The organism is Vibrio sp. Hal054 (assembly GCF_037162405.1).
Classification (GTDB): Bacteria; Pseudomonadota; Gammaproteobacteria; order Enterobacterales; family Vibrionaceae; genus Vibrio; species Vibrio diazotrophicus.
Window position 1 is genome coordinate 3,380,633 of sequence record NZ_JARLUT010000001.1, and the last position, 16,930, is coordinate 3,397,562.

Here is a 16,930-nt window from a genome sequence, read left to right on the forward strand (position 1 = left end):
AGCCTAGCCATGATGGATCCTTCTCTTTTACTCGACGGTTTAAACGACAAACAACGCGAAGCAGTTGCTGCGCCACTTGAAAACCTACTAGTGTTGGCAGGTGCGGGCAGTGGTAAAACGCGGGTTCTGGTACACCGTATCGCTTGGTTATTATCGGTAGAGCAGGCGTCACCGTTCTCAATTATGTCTGTGACCTTTACCAATAAAGCTGCTGCGGAGATGCGTGGGCGAATTGAAGATCTGATGATGGGCAGTTCGTCTGGCATGTGGAATGGTACGTTTCACGGTATTTGCCATCGTATTTTGCGGGCGCACTATCTGGATGCGAAGCTGCAAGAAGATTTCCAAATCATTGACTCTGAAGACCAAATGCGTTTGTTGCGCCGTCTGATAAAAGCGCAAAACTTGGATGAGAAGCAGTGGCAAGCGCGTCAGGTATCGTGGTGGATTAACGGCAAAAAAGACGAAGGCTTACGTCCAGCGCATATTGATTCGTACCGTGATCCTATCACTCAGACTTATGTACAGATTTACACGGCCTATCAAGATGCGTGTGATCGCGCTGGATTGGTCGACTTTGCTGAGATCTTGCTGCGAACGTTAGAGTTATTACGTGATAACAAGCATATTCGCGAACATTATCAAGCTCGCTTTAAACATATTTTGGTCGACGAATTTCAAGATACCAACAACATTCAATACGCTTGGCTGCGTCTGATGACGGGCAAAGATACTCACGTGATGATCGTCGGTGATGATGACCAGTCTATTTATGGCTGGCGCGGTGCGAAGGTTGAGAACATCGAAAAATTCACGCAGGAATTTCCGAGTGTGAATACCATTCGTCTGGAACAAAACTACCGTTCGACTAAAACTATCCTTGAAGCATCAAACACCTTGATTGCCAATAACAGCGAGCGTATGGGTAAAGAGCTTTGGACAGATGGTGTCGAAGGTGAGCCTATTTCAGTTTATTCCGCCTACAACGAGCTGGATGAAGCGCGATTTGTGGTTGGTAAAATTAAAGCGTGGCATGAAGATGGTGGTGCTCTGGAAGACACCGCGATTTTGTATCGTAACAACGCCCAGTCACGTGTACTGGAAGAAGCATTAATTCAGGCTGGTTTGGCATATCGAATCTACGGCGGTATGCGATTCTTCGAACGTCAGGAAATCAAAGACGCTCTGAGCTACTTACGTTTGATGGCTAACCGTAATGATGACAGTGCGTTTGAGCGCGTCGTCAATACACCAACTCGTGGCTTAGGCGATAAAACCTTGGATACCATTCGTTTTGCCGCTCGTGACCGTGGTTGCACCTTATGGGATGCCAGTGTTCTGTTGTTAGAAGAGAAAGTATTAACAGGGCGCGCGGCGTCAGCCCTTGGCCGCTTTGTTGAACTGGTTAACGCACTAGAAGATGACAGCGCTGAAATGTCTTTGCACGAGCAAACTGACCATGTGATTAAAACTTCCGGTCTGTTTGAAATGTACCAGCAAGAGAAAGGCGAAAAGTCGAAGGCGCGAATAGAGAACTTGGAGGAGCTGGTAACGGCCACTCGTCAGTTCGAAAAGCCTGAAGAAGCAGAAGAGATGACGTTGTTGACGGCATTTTTGACTCATGCGGCACTGGAATCTGGTGAAGGTCAGGCGGATGAGTTTGATGATGCTGTCCAACTTATGACTCTGCACAGTGCTAAAGGTCTGGAATTCCCTATGGTATTTATGGTTGGCGTTGAAGAGGGCATGTTCCCTAGCCAGATGTCAGCAGAAGAAGCGGGGCGTTTAGAAGAAGAGCGCCGCCTGTGTTATGTGGGCATGACCCGTGCAATGCAGAAGCTTTACATCACTTATGCGGAAATGCGCCGTTTGTACGGACAAGACAAGTATCACAAACCTTCGCGCTTTATTCGCGAGCTGCCAGAGAAATGCTTGGATGAAGTGCGAATGAAAGCGCAGGTGAGTCGTCCAGCTAGCAGTGGTCGTTTCAGCCAGACGGTTGTAAAAGAGAACTTCAATGAAACTGGTTTTACGCTCGGCTCTCGTGTTCGTCATCCTAAGTTTGGTGAAGGCACCATCATCAACTTCGAGGGTAGCGGTCCGCAAAGTCGTGTTCAGGTTGCGTTTAACGGTGAAGGTATCAAATGGCTGGTCACTGCATACGCTAAGCTGGAACGCATGTAATTGTTGTGGATGTATAGAGATAAGAACCTAGCCTCAGTGCTAGGTTTTTTTACATCGTCGATTCAGTTGTAAGCAGAAAAAGAAAAACCCCGAGGGCGCGAGCCCTTCGGGGTTATAGTCTTACTTGCAGCAATCCAGCTACTAATAGGTGCTCCCTGCATCTATTCCTTGATAAGTGTGCTGTATTCCTTCAGCGCAATCCTTTCATCGCCATCCTAGCGGTGTCCATAATCTTCCTGATCTGCTAACAATCCTCGTTAGCTCACATCACTTGTTCCCTGAGCGGTGTCCCTGACATCATCCTGATGTTAAGTCCTTTCCTCATCCAGAGGTGTCCATTGCCATTCCCTTGTCGCTACCATCCTAGTAACGAATGAGTCCGTTCAATGTCCATTTTGCTTTCCATGCCGATTATTCATCCTGAACAACCGTAACTTCATCCTGAAGTTCACTATCCTTAGCGATCCATTCCGTGTCAGCATCCTTCCGACAGAGTTAATATTACCGACTAGGAGGCATTCAGCAACGCAAAGAAATCGTTTGCATGCTGATATTTTTTGCCTAAAAAGTAACTTGTTTATAAAAATCATTCACTTAATTATTTCAGGCATCTTTTTTCTAGCGTAGAAACAGATATTTCCCTATCTGTTTGTGAGAGATCTCGCACAAGGTTATGGGGTGATCCGCTATTGTTTGTGTTGGGTTAATTTGCACTACAAGTGAATTTAAATTCATTTTAACGGTGTTTTAGTGAATGAAACTGGTCAGTGACTGCCAAAGAATCGTGAGACCAATTAGAGAAAAAATCACTCCACACAGTAAATCAATATAGCGACTTGCTTGGTTTAGCTTTGTTTGTAGGCGTTCAGTGGAGAGCATCCACGCAAGGCAAGTAAACCAAATCAGCGACAATCCCCATAAAATTAGCAGCGCAAAGCCTTTACCCGTCACCGACATACTTGCCGGAACCAGCGTCGACATTAAGCTGACAAAGAAAACCAGAGCTTTCGGGTTCAGGATGTTTGTCATGAATCCACGAGAAAAGGCCTGTTTTTTATTGCTCAGTAACAGCGCTTTTTTATCTGCGGGCGCGATCTCTGCTGCTGAGTTCCAGTTGGCGATAGTGGCTTTCAGCGCTCCAAAGCCGAGGTAAAGTAAATAACTGCCTCCGCCGAGTTGCAGTAAAGCAAACAAGACAGGCTGTTGGTGGACCAAATAGCTGATACCAGTAATGCTAAGAAGCGAATGCAGCAATATGCCGAAAGAGAGTCCAAGCGCTATATAGATGCCAGTTTGGCGGCCATAACGAGTGGCATTTTGCACCACTAATGCGACATCGGGTCCCGGACTCATCAGTGCGACGAAATGGACTCCGGCTAGAGTGATAAGGATACTGGCTTCATTCATATAAAAACTCCTACTTCGAATGAAGAGATTGTGCCTTGAGCTCTCTTAGTTGGCTTGTAAATTTTTGACAGTGTGAAACGTTTAATTCACCGCAGATGGAGAAATACCGTAGCAGTGTTTAAAAGCTTTGGTGAAATGTGCTTGGTCGTAGAAACCAACCTGCATAGCGACTTCAGTACCAGACAAGCCACTTTTTACTAACTTCATTCCCTGTTCGATACGCAAACGAGTAAGCCAAGCATATGGAGTCATGTTCATGCGGGCTTTGAAATGGCGTTGAAACTGAGTCGGGCTGAGTGAACAAAGGTTAGCGAGTTGTTCTAAGCGGACTGGTTGATCAAGATGTGCAAGAAGATACTCTTTCAGCGTAGCCAGTGATTGCTTTCCAAGTGGTATGGCTGCCTTTTGTTTTAACGCACCATAACGTTCAACCAATCCACCCAAACCCTCATAAGGAAGGCAATCAAGCGCGAGTTGGCTCAAGTTTGGTTGCATGAGCTTCTGATGTAATTGAGCAAGAGGGGCAAACAGATTTTGATCGCTAATGATGAGCTGTTTAAAGCTCAACATGTCACTTGGTTGCGTGAACTCTAGGTTGTCAGTAAACCAAGTTGGGTCAATAGAAAAGACTCGTACCTGATAACCCGTATCTAAGATAGAGCTGCCGTCATGGAGTTCATCTGGCGGCATAACAATAATGTCACCGTAACCGACATTGTGTTGAGTGCCTTGATGAGAAAATTTTTGCTGTCCGCTGGTCATTAACCCAATGTGAAAATCTAAGTGATAGTGGCGATCGAAAGCGAACTGATGGTAATCAGCTTCGATCAAACTTATCCCTTGATGTTGAGTTGATGAGTAGAGGATTTTGTCCATATTAAGCTTGGCGAAATAAACAGCAATTCGCCAAGCTTAACCAGTCGCTATAGGAATGTCTTGTAAAAAACGATCACTTAGCTGCAACAATAGTTGCAGAGCGCTTTCTGCCTTGGGTCAAACCGTCATAGCTGAACACCACTAACGCACCCCAGATGAAGGTGAAAGTGATAGCTTTGTCGGTCGAGAATGCTTCTCCGTAAATCAGCACGGCCAATAAGAACATCAAACTTGGGCCTATGTACTGGAAAAATCCCAAGGTCGACAGTTTGAGTTTTGTCGCTGCACCCGTAAAACAGAGTAAAGGTAATGTAGTGACGATACCGGCGCTGATCAGCAGTACATTAAGGTTAAATTCGTTGTTGGTCATTGAGCTGGTGGCTGAGTCGGCAAACCAAGCCAGATAAATCAAAGCGGTTGGTATCAGTACCAAGGTTTCAATAAATAGGCCTGTCTGGCCGTTAACACTCACTTTTTTACGCAATAAGCCATAAAAGGCAAAACTGATGGCTAGCGCAAACGCGACCACAGGTACGGAGCCGAACACAACGATTTGAATCGCGACGCCAATCGCTGCCAGCGCTACTGCAAACCACTGAAGTTTACGTAATCGTTCACCGAGAAACAGCATGCCAAATACAACGTTGATCAGAGGGTTAATGTAGTAGCCCAAGCTTGCGTCCAACATGTGGTTTGCATTGATTGCCCAGATGAAAATCAGCCAGTTGGCACCGATGAGTAGAGCGGTAGCTATCAGATATAACATCTTAGATTTTGACTGGAAAATGCTGACAACGTTACGCCATTGGTGACTAAAATGGATGATTATCGCTAAAAAGAAAAACGACCAAATAACGCGATGGCTGAGGATTTCCAGAGCAGGAACGAAAGTAATGGTTTTAAAATATATCGGTGCAATACCCCACATTGTGTAGGCACCGATAGCCAGTAATACGCCTTTTTTAGCGTTTGTTTGCTCTTCTGGAGTCATTGTTTATTCTCGATTGAGAGTTGTTCGATACCTAGTTATAAATGGCAGCATTTACCGAGGTATTACAGAATGTTTCGAAAGGAATTTGCAGTATATACACAAAATACCCGACTGTGCAGCTAAGGAATTATCGGCAAGTGATATTTAACACTCATCTGGGAGAACCTCTGATTTGTCGAACTTTTCTTACTGCGACTTCGAGTTCACCATTCTCTTATACATTTAGCGGTTTTATTCACCGTTAAACGTCTCTACAATATCGGGCTAATTTGATGCTAACGCATCATTGGATTTACCCATCACTGAGAGCTTGCATGACCGCCACTTTAATTGCTGAACATTCAGAGTCACCGTTGACTGCGACAGATGTCTTGCGTGACGTATTCGGCTATCAAACTTTCAGAGACGGTCAGCAAGAAGTCATAGATACCGCAATTCAAGGTAATGACAGCCTTGTTATCATGCCGACTGGCGGTGGTAAATCACTCTGTTACCAAATTCCAGCCTTGGTTCGTTCTGGAGTCACTGTGGTGATTTCGCCACTGATTTCGCTGATGAAAGATCAGGTCGACCAACTAAAAGCTAACGGGGTGTCTGCGGAGTGTGTCAATTCGACGCAAACCCGTGAAGAGCTAATCAGTGTTTATAACCGTATGCATGCGGGACTGGTTAAGCTGATTTATGTTTCTCCCGAGCGAGTACTCACTAACGAGTTTATCGAGCGTTTGCATAATATTCCGCTGACGATGATCGCGGTGGATGAAGCACACTGTATTTCTCAGTGGGGGCATGATTTCCGTCCTGAATATGCGTTGTTGGGTCAGCTAAAGCAGTTATTCCCTCATGTGCCAATTATGGCGCTGACCGCGACCGCCGATGACGCCACTCGTAGCGATATTCTGCATCGCCTGAACCTGACTGAGCCTCATATCTATCTGGGCAGTTTTGACCGTCCCAATATTCGCTATACCTTGGTTGAAAAACACAAACCGGTTTCTCAAATTATTCGTTACTTGGGCACGCAAAAAGGGCAGTGCGGAATCATCTACTGCGGCAGCCGTAAAAAAGTTGAGATGTTGACTGAGAAGTTGTGCAACAACCATATTCGCGCGGCCAGTTACCACGCTGGGTTAGAGGTCGATGAACGTGCCTATGTGCAAGAAGCCTTTCAGCGAGATGATATTCAGATCGTGGTTGCGACTGTGGCGTTTGGTATGGGGATTAACAAACCGAACGTACGTTTTGTGGTTCACTTTGATATTCCAAGAAATATAGAGTCTTATTATCAGGAAACGGGTCGAGCCGGTCGTGATGGTTTACCAGCAGAAGCGATGATGCTTTACGATCCTGCGGATATTTCTTGGCTTCGCCGTATGTTGGACGAGAAAGACGAAGGACCGCAGAAGCAGGTTGAAACCCATAAGCTGACAGCGATGAGTAACTTTGCTGAAGCGCAGACATGTCGTCGTCAGGTTCTTCTTAATTATTTTGGTGAGTATCGTGAAAAGCCTTGCGGCAACTGCGATATCTGCCTTGATCCGCCAAAGCACTTTGACGCGACAGATGAAGCGCGCAAAGCGTTGTCGTGTGTTTATCGTATTAATCAAAACTTCGGTATTGGCTATGCAGTTGAAGTGCTGCGTGGCATGCAAAATATTCGCGTGCGCGAAAATGGTCACGATAAAATTTCCACCTATGGCATTGGTCGTGACCATAGCCATGATTACTGGGTCAGTATTTTCCGCCAGTTAATTCATAAAGGCATGCTGTGCCAAAACATCACTCGAAATTCGACCCTTCAACTTACTGAAGAAGCTCGTCCATTGTTGCGTGGCGATATGACGTTAGAATTGGCTGTTCCTCGTCTCGACACCGCTGTTCGCGCGGCTAAATCCGATAAGCTTTCGAGCAAGAATTACGATAAGAAGCTGTTTGCCAAGTTACGTAAACTGCGTAAATCCATTGCGGATGAAGACGGTTTGCCACCTTACGTGGTGTTCAGTGACGCAACCTTAATTGATATGGCGGAGATTCTGCCAACCTCTTACGGTGAAATGTTGGCAGTCAACGGTGTTGGTCAGCGGAAGTTGGAAAAATACGCCGACCCATTCTTAGATTTGATTCAGGAGCATTTAACCCATCATGGCTGAGTTCGGTTTAAAGGAATATCTGGCACAAGAAGGTCGACTGATTGTTCAAACTCAGGCGTTTGAGTTTGATAGTTTTCCTGCAATGGGTGAGCGTTTACTTACTTTGTTGTCTGCAACAGCGGTAGAGAAGCAACAGGATGCCGATCTGCATTCATGGCTGATTGATTTTGAAGGTTGTCGATTGATGCTGCGCGCTGAGCACTACAGTGAATGTGTGTGGCTAGAAGCGTTGGGCGAAGGTCAGAGTAAAGAAGAACTGGATTTTATTGCCGCCTTGTTAGCTCGCGGAGTTCCCTGTTCTCGATAAATAAACTGTTGATGGTTGCGAACGGGTAGCAAACGCAAACACGCATAAATCCATCCTTGGAGATCCTATTTGCCGTCCATGGCAAATAGGGTTTGCTTATTGATAGCCGTTCACTTTAATGCGCAGTCTAAAATCAGCGAGAATTATTCCTCGCCAATAAACCCGCCTGTCTGATGTGTCCACAACTGAGCGTATACCCCATTTTGAGCAAGTAGCTCTTGGTGTGAACCTTGTTCGATGATTTCACCTTTATCCATCACGATCAGGCGATCCATGGCTGCAATGGTTGATAGTCGGTGCGCGATGGCAATAACCGTTTTGCCTTCCATCAGCACTTCAAGGTTCTCTTGAATCGCAGATTCCACTTCTGAGTCCAATGCGGATGTTGCTTCATCCATAATCAGTATCGGTGCGTTTTTCAGTAGTACACGCGCAATGGCAATACGCTGACGCTGACCTCCAGAGAGCTTCACTCCTCGCTCACCTACTTCCACATCGTAACCCGTGCGACCTTGTTCATCTTTTAAATCAATAATGAAATCATGAGCATGTGCTTGCTTGGCTGCGCAGATAAGAGCCTCTTCATCGGCGTTTGGATCGCCATAAAGAATATTTTCACGAATCGAACGGTGCAGAAGTGAAGTATCTTGCGTGATCATACCGATTTGTTGACGCAGAGATTCCTGTGTCACCGCCGCGATGTTTTGACCATCAATAGAAATTGTGCCGGACTGAACATCGTAAAAGCGCAATAGCAAGTTAACCAAACTCGATTTACCGGCACCTGAACGACCAACAATCCCGACTTTCTCACCCGGTTTTAAATCAAGATTCAAAGATTGGAAAACGGGTTTATCTTCGCTGTAATGGAAATCGACCTGGTTAAATTCGACTTTGCCTTGTGTCACTGTTAGTTCTGGCGCATTAGCAACGTCTTTAATCTCAACATCACTGGAGATGGTGTTCATACCATCGACAACCGTACCGATGTTTTCAAACAGCGCACTTACTTCCCACATGATCCACTTAGACATACCCTGAACGCGCAACGCGATACTAATCGCAACCGCAATCACACCAACGGTAACTGCGTTATCCAACCAAAGGTTGATGGATAGAGCTGCAATGGAAAACAGCAACAAGTAGTTAATAGCATCCACGCTAAATAGCAGGCACGTCACCATGCGCATCTGTTTATAAACGGTTTTCAAAAACAGCTTCATGCTGCTTTCGGCATAATCCATTTCACGTTGCGAATGGGAAAATAGCTTTACTGTCGTGATATTGGTGTAGCTATCGACGATGCGGCCTGTCATTACGGAGCGAGCATCCGCTTGTTCGGTGGCAACTTGCTTCATTTTTGGAATGAAGTAGAGCTGAATGAGGATGTAGGTAATTAACCAAATCAAAATAGGCAGCATCAGCACCATATCGGACTCGCCCATCATCCAAATCATCGAAACAAAATAGACCGAGATGTACACCAGTACGTCGACCATCTTCATTACGGTTTCACGCACAGAAAGAGCACTTTGCATCACTTTAGTGGCAACACGCCCTGAGAAATCTTTCTGAAAGAAGCCCACGCTTTGTTTGAGCATGTAGCGGTGCACTAACCAGCGAATCGACATCGGATAATTGCCGAGCAATGTTTGATGCATGATGTTGGAGTGCAGAAATGCCAGCAACGGCATCACTAATGCGACAAGAATCGCCATCGACCAGAGGCGGCCGCTTTGGTCTGCCCAAAAAGTCTCTGGTTTTTGGCTGCTGAGAATATCAACCAACTCCCCCATATAACGCAGAAGCGTCACTTCAGCGATAGCAACACAGGCACTGAGTAGCGACATAATCAGTAATGGTTTTTCAAAACCACGAGTGTAATGACGGCAAAAAGCAAACAAGGTTTTTGGCGGCTTTTGAGGTTCTTCTCTGGGAAATGCCTCGGTAAGTTTTTCAAACCATTGGAACATGTTTTATTTGACCTATATTAATGAAATTGAGATTGCTTCGTATTTGCACTTCCAATTATGGTATTTATCAGTAAAATGCCGTACGCATAATAATGATAATCAAAACTATTCTCAAATTTTTACATCAGGGGTTCCAATCATGGTAACGACACGCCCAACTAGACTCGGACAAGCAATCCGCACCGCGCTTTGTTTTAGCTTGGCGCCATTCTCACTTCTTACTAGTCAAAGCGTATTGGCAGAAGAGGTTGTTCAAAAAGATTCTCAAGCAGTAGAAACCATTGTGGTTACTGCTTCTGCGCTGAAAGTTGATACACCAGCGCAAGAGACGCCGAAATCTGTTTCTGTGGTAACAGAACAAGACTTGGTCAATCGCGCGCCTCAAAAACTGGATGAGGCACTTCGCTATACCTCTGGCGTAGCGGCTCAACCGTATGGTGCAGATAACGATACTGACTGGATTAAAGTTCGTGGTTTTGATGCCGCGACCTATCTAGATGGAAGCCGTTTATTCAAAAACAGTTACTACACTTGGTTGCTTGAGCCCTATGGTTTAGAAAAAGTTGAAGTACTTAAAGGCCCTGCATCAATCCTTTATGGTGAAGCGCCTCCGGGTGGGGTGGTGAATGCTGTGCAGAAGAAACCGACAGATGTCCCTCAAGGTGATGTAGGTGTTCAAGTCGGTAACAACAGTCTTCGTACTTTATCTTTGGATATTTCTGACTATGCAAACGAAGATGGTTCTGTACGCTACCGTTTAGTCGGCCTAATGAAAGAGAATGATGGTGAGCTAAACGGAACCGAAAGCCGTCGTTTTTATCTTGCTCCAAGTCTGGCTATCGATATTTCCGAGCGTACCCATTTAACCTTGCTGACTAGCTACTTAGAAGATAGTGGTATTCCAACTAACCCGTTTTTCCCTGCCGCAGGGACTTTAACGGATTCAAATTTTGGTTCTATTGATCCATCAACCAACTTGGGACAGCCTGATTACGATAAATATGAGCGTAAGCAAGTGTCTGCGGTATACATTCTTGAGCATGAATTAAATGATGAATGGGCGCTGACGCAGACGTTTAACTACGGATACAACGAGCTGTATCTGCGCAGCAGTTATTCATTTATGAACTCAGATCCAAGTACAGATACTTTATATCAAGGTCTGGTTTTTCGTGACGGAAAAACAGAAAGCTTTAGCTTGGATAACAATGCCATTGCTAAGTGGGAATCATCACGCATTGCCAACACAGTTTTACTCGGTTTAGAACTGCAGCATCATAATACTGATGGTGTTGAAGCTGATAACTATAGCTTTGGTAGTATTAACCCATTTAATCCGGTTTACGGCAACTACACAGCGATTGACGAATCTGCAGCAGCAGATCGTGATATTACCAAGCAACAAGCCAGTTTATACGGTCAATATCAAATCAAGTTTGATAGCCAGTGGATTGCTTCAATCGGTGGTCGTTTTGACTGGGTTAAAACGGATAACGAGAGCGTTTCGAATTCTCAGCGTGAAAGCCGTAATGATTCAGAGTTTTCGCTAGATGCCGGTGTAATGTATATCTCTAGCGTGGGGCTTTCTCCTTATGTGAGTTACTCACAATCATTTGATGTATTGAGCACAATCGATAGTGCGACTGGAGATTTATATAAACCATTGAAGGGTGACCAAGCTGAGGTTGGTATTAAATACGAACCAAGTTTTTACAATGGTTATATTAATTTGGCGTTGTTTGATATGACGCAAAAGAACGCTTTAGTTACTAATCCAACGACTTATGTGGCGACTCAAACCGGTGAAGTCACTTCTCACGGTGTTGAAATTGAAACGACAGGATACCTAACGGATAGTCTGAAGCTAACTGCGAGCTATACATACACTAAAGCCGAAACTGATGAAACGTCAGGAAAAGGAACGAAACAAGCTGCTTTGATACCTGAACATATGGCTTCTGCATGGTTAGACTTTGATGCAAACAAAGTGGGACTTGAAGGTTGGAAATTTGGCTCTGGTATTCGTTATATCGGTGAGTCAAAAGATAACCCTAAATCGAGTGACTTAACGGTTCCAAGTGTTACGCTAGTCGATATGATGGCGTCTTACGACATAACGAAGGCTTGGCAAGCACAGTTAAATGTTAATAACCTATTTGATAAAGAATACATCTCAGGTTGTGACTATTGGTGCTACTACGGTCAGTCTCGTAGTGTTGTGCTAAGCGCGAATTACCGTTGGTAATCCTTTTAAACTCACTCTCTTAAGGGAGTGAGTTTTTTTGTTTGTTTTATTCCTGCTTCTGCAGGATTTGTTGTTTGAGAATTCCCAGAATCAGGGAGAGAGAGATGTATCACTTACAAGGGGTTGAAATGGTACGAGGTGGGCGAACCATCTTGTCTGTGGATTCACTGAACATACCCACCAATGAGTTAACGGTTGTGCTCGGACACAATGGTTCAGGCAAGTCGACTTTAGTCAGCCTTTTGTCTGGTCAGCAAGCGCCCGACAAAGGTTTCGTTGAGTTAAATGGACAATCTCTCTCATCTTTAGCCGCAAAAGAGTTAGCGAAATCTGTCGCGTTTCTTCCACAAAAGTTGCCTACCTCTGCGGGCTTAACGGTTCGTGAGTTGGTTCGTTTAGGACGTTTTCCTTGGCGTGGTGCTCTTGGGCGCTGGAAAACCGAAGATGAAACCATTATTGATGAGTCGATTGCCAAAACAGGAGTTACGGATTTTGCTCATACGCTTGCGGATGAACTGTCTGGAGGTGAGCGCCAAAGAGCTTGGGTTGCGATGTTGCTTGCGCAGCAATCGCCCGTTCTGATTCTTGATGAACCCACTTCAGCGCTAGACGTACATCATCAATATCAATTGATGGCTCTATTGGCTGAATTAAATCAAACACAAGGTTGTGGAATCATAGTGATTCTTCATGATCTGAATTTGGCTCTGCGTTATGCCACTCATATTGTGGCGCTAAAACAAGGGCGAATAGCTTTTGAAGGTGCGGCGGAATTGCTGCTTGATGAGCAGCGACTATCAGAGCTTTATCATTCTCCCATCAGATTGATTGAACACCCGCAGCCTGCTGCTGAATCTAAAACCAATAAGGTCGCCATCGTATGTGCTTAAAAACCCTAAAAAAGGCATCTCAAAGCCTAGTTGTACTCTTCAGTTTATTGCTCTGTGGTCAGGCAGTGGCTGACATTCATATTCAAGACAGCCGTGGCGAACAAGTCTTTTCCCAATCACCTCAACGTGTCGTTGTGTTGAACTGGGATTTACTTGAACAGGTTTTAGAACTTGATATCACACCAGTCGGTGCGCCAAATTTACCTTCATATACTGAGTGGGTTTCTCAGCCTGCGATCCCTGCTGGCGTTGAAGATATTGGTACTCGCGCCGAGCCTAATCTCGATAAAATTTCAGCGTTAAAACCGGATGTGATTATTGCTGCTTCTCCACAGAAGGATCTGATTCCGACTCTTGAACGTATTGCTCCGGTTGTTTATCTGTCCAACTATGGTCAGCAAGACCAGTCAGCTCAAGTGGCTATTGAGCAATTCAAAACATTGGCGGTGTTATTTGGTAAGCAAGAATTAGCACAGCAGAAGCTAGATGCAATGAGTGAGCGATTTAAGCAATTAAGCACATCGTTACATCAGGCATTCGGCGAAGAACTGCCATCAGTTGTCGCAATGCGTTTTGCCAGTAATACGTCTGTGTTTTTGTATGGTGACAACTCTGGCACTCAATACGTAATTGAACAGTTAGGCTTAAAAGCGGCGTTGCCTCAGCCCGCCACACCCTGGGGTATCGTTCAAAAACGCTTGAATGAATTACAGAACGTGAAAGATGGGTATGTGCTCTATATCTTGCCATTCCCAGAACAAGAGAAGCTCAATAAATCCATGTTGTGGAAGGCGATGCCTTTTGTCCGTAGCGGTAAGGTGAATGCGGTTCGTACCGTATGGAGTTACGGCGGTGCTATGTCACTGCTTTACACGGCTGAAGCATTGACTGAAAGCTTGCTTGAGGTTGCGCCAAAGTCATGAGGTTTGGTCATTTAAACCTGCTTGGTTTATTGGTGCTGCTGGCGGCAGTGTTCAGTTTGCAGATCGGCAACGAACTAAGTTTGTCGATGCAATGGAGTCTCGCAACCTTAGCCACTGAAGCGCAAGAGTTTGCGGACTTCAATTTTTTCTATGCCCAATTGCCAAGGGCAGCTATCACTATTCTCGTCGGCGCGATGTTAGGTCTGGTGGGTAGCCTAATGCAGCAGCTGACTCAGAACACGCTGACTTCACCACTGACTTTGGGCACATCTTCCGGTGCTTGGCTGGCATTAATCGTCGTTAATATCTGGTTTCCAGACTTAATTTCCGATTACAGTGCGCTTGCAGCAATGGTCGGTGCGTTGTGTGCATTTGGTGTAATCGTATTAATTACGGGCGTTAACAATATGACCGGCTTGCCTTTAGTGGTGTCCGGCATGGTCGTGAATATCCTTCTTGGTTCTATTGCCACCGCGATCATTTTGCTTAATGAACAGTTCGCTCAAAACGTATTTATGTGGGGAGCTGGTGATTTAGCGCAGAATGGTTGGGAATGGCTAGAGTGGTTACTTCCGCGTTTAGCTATCTCAATTCCGCTACTTATCGTAGCGCCCAGAATTCTGACTTTGATGAGATTAGGTCATCAGGGTGCTGCCGCTCGTGGTCTGGCAGTGATTCCTGCGTTCTTGTTATTGATGATGGCGGGCATCTGGTTGGTTTCAGCATCTATTACTGCGGTAGGGGTGATTGGCTTTATCGGTTTATTAACGCCAAACATTGCTCGCGCGATGGGGGCAAGAACGCCAAAGATGGAGCTTTATTCGAGCATGTTGCTTGGTGCTTTGCTGTTGCTGTGTACCGACATGCTTTCTATGTGGTTAAGCTTATGGACGGCGGAAGTAGTACCGAGTGGTATCACGACTGCTGCGATTGGTGCTCCTGCGTTAATCTGGTTTAGCCGTCGTCAGTTAAAAGCACAAGACACGCTGTCTATCAGCTTGCCTCATCATCGCAGTAATGTGAGTACCGTCAGTGTTTCGCTTCTTGTTTTCGCTTTTGTTGTGGCGATAGCGCTACACAGTTTTTTGCAAGTGAGCGAGAACAGTTGGAGTTGGATCATCCCAAATGAATACCAATGGCAGCTGCGTTGGCCTCGTGCGTTAACGGCTTTATTTGCTGGTATTGGTCTGGCGATTGCAGGAACGATTCTGCAACGTTTGATTTATAACCCGTTGGCAAGCCCAGACATTCTTGGTGTCTCTTCCGGAGCGACATTTGCTTTAGTATTTGCCAGTTTGTTTCTTGGTCAATCAATGTTGAACACCAACTGGGCAACGGCACTGTTGGGCAGTGTGATTGTGTTGATTGCTCTGTTGGTGTTAGGTAAGCGCCACCAGTACGCGCCTTCTAGTTTAATTCTGACAGGTATTGCGATTACAGCATTGCTCGAAGCCTTGGTGCAGTTCTGTCTTTCAAAAGGCACAGCGGGCAGTTATCAAATCTTACTGTGGCTAGCTGGCTCGACGTATCGAGTCACTTCCTCACAAAGCCTCTACTTGGCTGTCGGCGTTGTCGGATTGTCCTGCTTTGCTTTGCTGACGTCACGCTGGCTAACTTTGATCTCTATTGGACGCAGTTTTGCCGGTGCGCGAGGGTTAAGTCCTCAAACGGCCAGTTTAGTTCTGCTGATTGTTGTGGCTCTATTATGTGCCTTGGTGACCGCAACAATGGGGCCCGTCTCTTTCGTTGGCCTAATTGCACCACATATGGCAATGATGCTGGGAGCGCAGAAAGCAAAACAGCAACTCTTGATGGCAAGCTTCGTGGGTGGTTCGTTAATGTTATGGGCGGACTGGTTGGGGCAAGTGATGTTGTATCCAATGCAGATTGCGGCGGGAACTATCGTTGCTATTCTCGGAGGAAGTTATTTCTTGTTGCTGTTAGTTTTCAGCAGAACGAAATAAAAAAGAAAAGAGCCCGTTCGGGCTCTTGTTACATCATATGTTTGCGACGAATATCGAGTAGGGCGAAGATGCCGAAAATCAGTATCGACCATTTTTCCCAACTGCTGGTTTTTACTTTGTCACCAAATGCGCCAACAAAAATCAGCATTTGTAGACCATGCATCATGAACAGGAAGGCGGTCATGATGTAAAGCGCGATAGCCGCTTTGCCGGGAAACGGCATAACAATGTTGAGAAGCAAAACAAGCCAAACAAATGCAATCGCAGCTTTCGCTAATACTAATAGAGCTTTCATTCTGTGGTCCTTTCAAACAGTCGGTAACATACTTGGCCAGCACTTTTTTCTCGGTATAGCTGCCAGCTTTCTGGTAATTCAGGTAACGATAATTCTTTTTCGGTCTCTATGTAAATCATCGCGTTATCAGCAAGCCACCCATTCTGCTCAAGCAGTTGTAGTGTTTCATCTAACAAGCCTTTACGAAATGGCGGGTCGATGAAAACAACATCAAAAGGGGAGCCACTCTGCTTTAAGTATGCGAGAGAGTCAGTATTAATCGCTTCAATATTGGTTGCTTTCAATGTGGCGATGTTCGTTTTCAACTGATTGAATGCCTGAGCGTTCATCTCCAGCATGGTGACACTTTCAGCCTGGCGCGATGCACACTCAAAACCTAAACCGCCCGATCCTGCGAACAGGTCAAGGCATTTGGCATTTGGTACATCTTGAGCAATCCAGTTAAATAAGGTTTCTTTGACTCTGTCTGTGGTTGGGCGTAAGCCTTCAGCATCGTGAACGGGTAGTTTTCTTCCGCGCCATAAGCCGCTGATAATTCGAACTTGCCCACTTGGAGCACGATTTTGTGATGGGTTTTGTTGGCGACGTCTTACCATAGATTTTTTGACCGCTAATTAAGTGTTATTATACCCCAGTAACCTCAAGATGCTTGCTCTGAACTCGTTGATGAAGCTCTGAATTCTGCATCTTGAGGTCACTTGGGTATATAGCCAACCTTTCAGTAA

General features: G+C 45.4%; 13 protein-coding genes. 7 read left to right on the top strand and 6 right to left on the bottom strand.

Annotated features, from left to right (window positions below):
* Positions 1–9: 9 nt before the first annotated feature.
* The gene (gene uvrD, locus P4S58_RS15810) at positions 10–2,184 is read left to right on the top strand and encodes a DNA helicase II (protein WP_102964147.1); all 2,175 of its coding nucleotides are present in this window, start codon (positions 10–12) and stop codon (positions 2,182–2,184) included.
* 747 nt (positions 2,185–2,931) lie between these two features.
* Here uvrD and P4S58_RS15815 read toward each other — a convergent pair.
* The 3 genes from P4S58_RS15815 to rarD all read right to left on the bottom strand — a co-directional run bounded on the left by P4S58_RS15815 (position 2,932) and on the right by rarD (position 5,458).
* Positions 2,932–3,591 carry a LysE family translocator gene (locus tag P4S58_RS15815; protein ID WP_102964148.1) on the bottom strand — a complete coding sequence of 220 codons (660 nt, stop codon included), beginning with the start codon at positions 3,589–3,591 and terminating at the stop codon, positions 2,932–2,934.
* An 81-nt stretch (positions 3,592–3,672) separates the two neighbouring features.
* On the bottom strand, positions 3,673–4,467 hold the full coding sequence (locus tag P4S58_RS15820; RefSeq protein ID WP_102964149.1) for an AraC family transcriptional regulator: 795 nt from the start codon (positions 4,465–4,467) through the stop codon (positions 3,673–3,675).
* Positions 4,468–4,540: 73 nt separating this feature from the next.
* Positions 4,541–5,458 (bottom strand): EamA family transporter RarD, encoded by a 918-nt coding sequence (rarD, locus tag P4S58_RS15825; protein WP_102964150.1) that lies wholly within the window; start codon positions 5,456–5,458, stop codon positions 4,541–4,543.
* A 314-nt stretch (positions 5,459–5,772) separates the two neighbouring features.
* On the opposite strand from rarD, the gene recQ reads away from it, so the two are divergent.
* Positions 5,773–7,608, top strand: coding sequence for an ATP-dependent DNA helicase RecQ (recQ, locus tag P4S58_RS15830; RefSeq protein WP_102964151.1), 1,836 nt, complete (start codon positions 5,773–5,775; stop codon positions 7,606–7,608).
* Positions 7,601–7,915: a DUF3630 family protein gene (locus tag P4S58_RS15835; protein ID WP_102964152.1), complete on the top strand. Its 315-nt coding sequence runs from the start codon at positions 7,601–7,603 to the stop codon at positions 7,913–7,915. The genes recQ and P4S58_RS15835 overlap by 8 nt, the downstream gene beginning before the upstream one ends.
* A gap of 143 nt (positions 7,916–8,058) precedes the next feature.
* On the opposite strand, the gene P4S58_RS15840 is transcribed toward P4S58_RS15835, so the two are convergent.
* Positions 8,059–9,888, bottom strand: coding sequence for an ABC transporter ATP-binding protein (locus tag P4S58_RS15840; protein WP_102964153.1), 1,830 nt, complete (start codon positions 9,886–9,888; stop codon positions 8,059–8,061).
* Between the two features lie 139 nt (positions 9,889–10,027).
* Here P4S58_RS15840 and P4S58_RS15845 point away from each other — a divergent pair, with 139 nt between their 5' ends.
* The 4 genes from P4S58_RS15845 to fhuB all read left to right on the top strand — a co-directional run bounded on the left by P4S58_RS15845 (position 10,028) and on the right by fhuB (position 15,910).
* On the top strand, positions 10,028–12,133 hold the full coding sequence (locus tag P4S58_RS15845; RefSeq protein WP_102964170.1) for a TonB-dependent siderophore receptor: 2,106 nt from the start codon (positions 10,028–10,030) through the stop codon (positions 12,131–12,133).
* A 104-nt stretch (positions 12,134–12,237) separates the two neighbouring features.
* On the top strand, positions 12,238–13,023 hold the full coding sequence (locus tag P4S58_RS15850; RefSeq protein WP_102964154.1) for an ABC transporter ATP-binding protein: 786 nt from the start codon (positions 12,238–12,240) through the stop codon (positions 13,021–13,023).
* The gene (locus P4S58_RS15855; RefSeq protein WP_102964155.1) at positions 13,014–13,946 is read left to right on the top strand and encodes an iron-siderophore ABC transporter substrate-binding protein; all 933 of its coding nucleotides are present in this window, start codon (positions 13,014–13,016) and stop codon (positions 13,944–13,946) included. Before P4S58_RS15850 ends, P4S58_RS15855 begins: the two co-directional genes overlap by 10 nt.
* Positions 13,943–15,910, top strand: a complete 1,968-nt coding sequence (fhuB, locus tag P4S58_RS15860; RefSeq protein ID WP_102964156.1) for a Fe(3+)-hydroxamate ABC transporter permease FhuB — start codon at positions 13,943–13,945, stop codon at positions 15,908–15,910. The genes P4S58_RS15855 and fhuB overlap by 4 nt, the downstream gene beginning before the upstream one ends.
* 28 nt (positions 15,911–15,938) lie before the next feature.
* Here fhuB and P4S58_RS15865 read toward each other — a convergent pair whose 3' ends face one another.
* Complete coding sequence (locus P4S58_RS15865; protein ID WP_042489753.1) at positions 15,939–16,205, bottom strand: DUF1145 domain-containing protein; 267 nt, start codon at positions 16,203–16,205, stop codon at positions 15,939–15,941.
* The gene (gene rsmD, locus P4S58_RS15870; protein ID WP_042489751.1) at positions 16,202–16,801 is read right to left on the bottom strand and encodes a 16S rRNA (guanine(966)-N(2))-methyltransferase RsmD; all 600 of its coding nucleotides are present in this window, start codon (positions 16,799–16,801) and stop codon (positions 16,202–16,204) included. The genes P4S58_RS15865 and rsmD overlap by 4 nt, the downstream gene beginning before the upstream one ends.
* Positions 16,802–16,930: the final 129 nt, after the last annotated feature.

What these genes read in the sequence shown, in the direction of transcription:
- rarD (WP_102964150.1), bottom strand. Translation starts at nt 5,458, where the DNA reads ATGACTCCAGAAGAGCAAACAAACGCTAAAAAAGGCGTATTACTGGCT.
- uvrD (WP_102964147.1), top strand. Translation starts at nt 10, where the DNA reads ATGATGGATCCTTCTCTTTTACTCGACGGTTTAAACGACAAACAACGC.
- recQ (WP_102964151.1), top strand. Translation starts at nt 5,773, where the DNA reads ATGACCGCCACTTTAATTGCTGAACATTCAGAGTCACCGTTGACTGCG.
- P4S58_RS15855 (WP_102964155.1), top strand. Translation starts at nt 13,014, where the DNA reads ATGTGCTTAAAAACCCTAAAAAAGGCATCTCAAAGCCTAGTTGTACTC.
- P4S58_RS15820 (WP_102964149.1), bottom strand. Translation starts at nt 4,467, where the DNA reads ATGGACAAAATCCTCTACTCATCAACTCAACATCAAGGGATAAGTTTG.
- P4S58_RS15815 (WP_102964148.1), bottom strand. Translation starts at nt 3,591, where the DNA reads ATGAATGAAGCCAGTATCCTTATCACTCTAGCCGGAGTCCATTTCGTC.
- P4S58_RS15835 (WP_102964152.1), top strand. Translation starts at nt 7,601, where the DNA reads ATGGCTGAGTTCGGTTTAAAGGAATATCTGGCACAAGAAGGTCGACTG.
- P4S58_RS15840 (WP_102964153.1), bottom strand. Translation starts at nt 9,888, where the DNA reads ATGTTCCAATGGTTTGAAAAACTTACCGAGGCATTTCCCAGAGAAGAA.
- fhuB (WP_102964156.1), top strand. Translation starts at nt 13,943, where the DNA reads ATGAGGTTTGGTCATTTAAACCTGCTTGGTTTATTGGTGCTGCTGGCG.
- P4S58_RS15845 (WP_102964170.1), top strand. Translation starts at nt 10,028, where the DNA reads ATGGTAACGACACGCCCAACTAGACTCGGACAAGCAATCCGCACCGCG.
- rsmD (WP_042489751.1), bottom strand. Translation starts at nt 16,801, where the DNA reads ATGGTAAGACGTCGCCAACAAAACCCATCACAAAATCGTGCTCCAAGT.
- P4S58_RS15865 (WP_042489753.1), bottom strand. Translation starts at nt 16,205, where the DNA reads ATGAAAGCTCTATTAGTATTAGCGAAAGCTGCGATTGCATTTGTTTGG.
- P4S58_RS15850 (WP_102964154.1), top strand. Translation starts at nt 12,238, where the DNA reads ATGTATCACTTACAAGGGGTTGAAATGGTACGAGGTGGGCGAACCATC.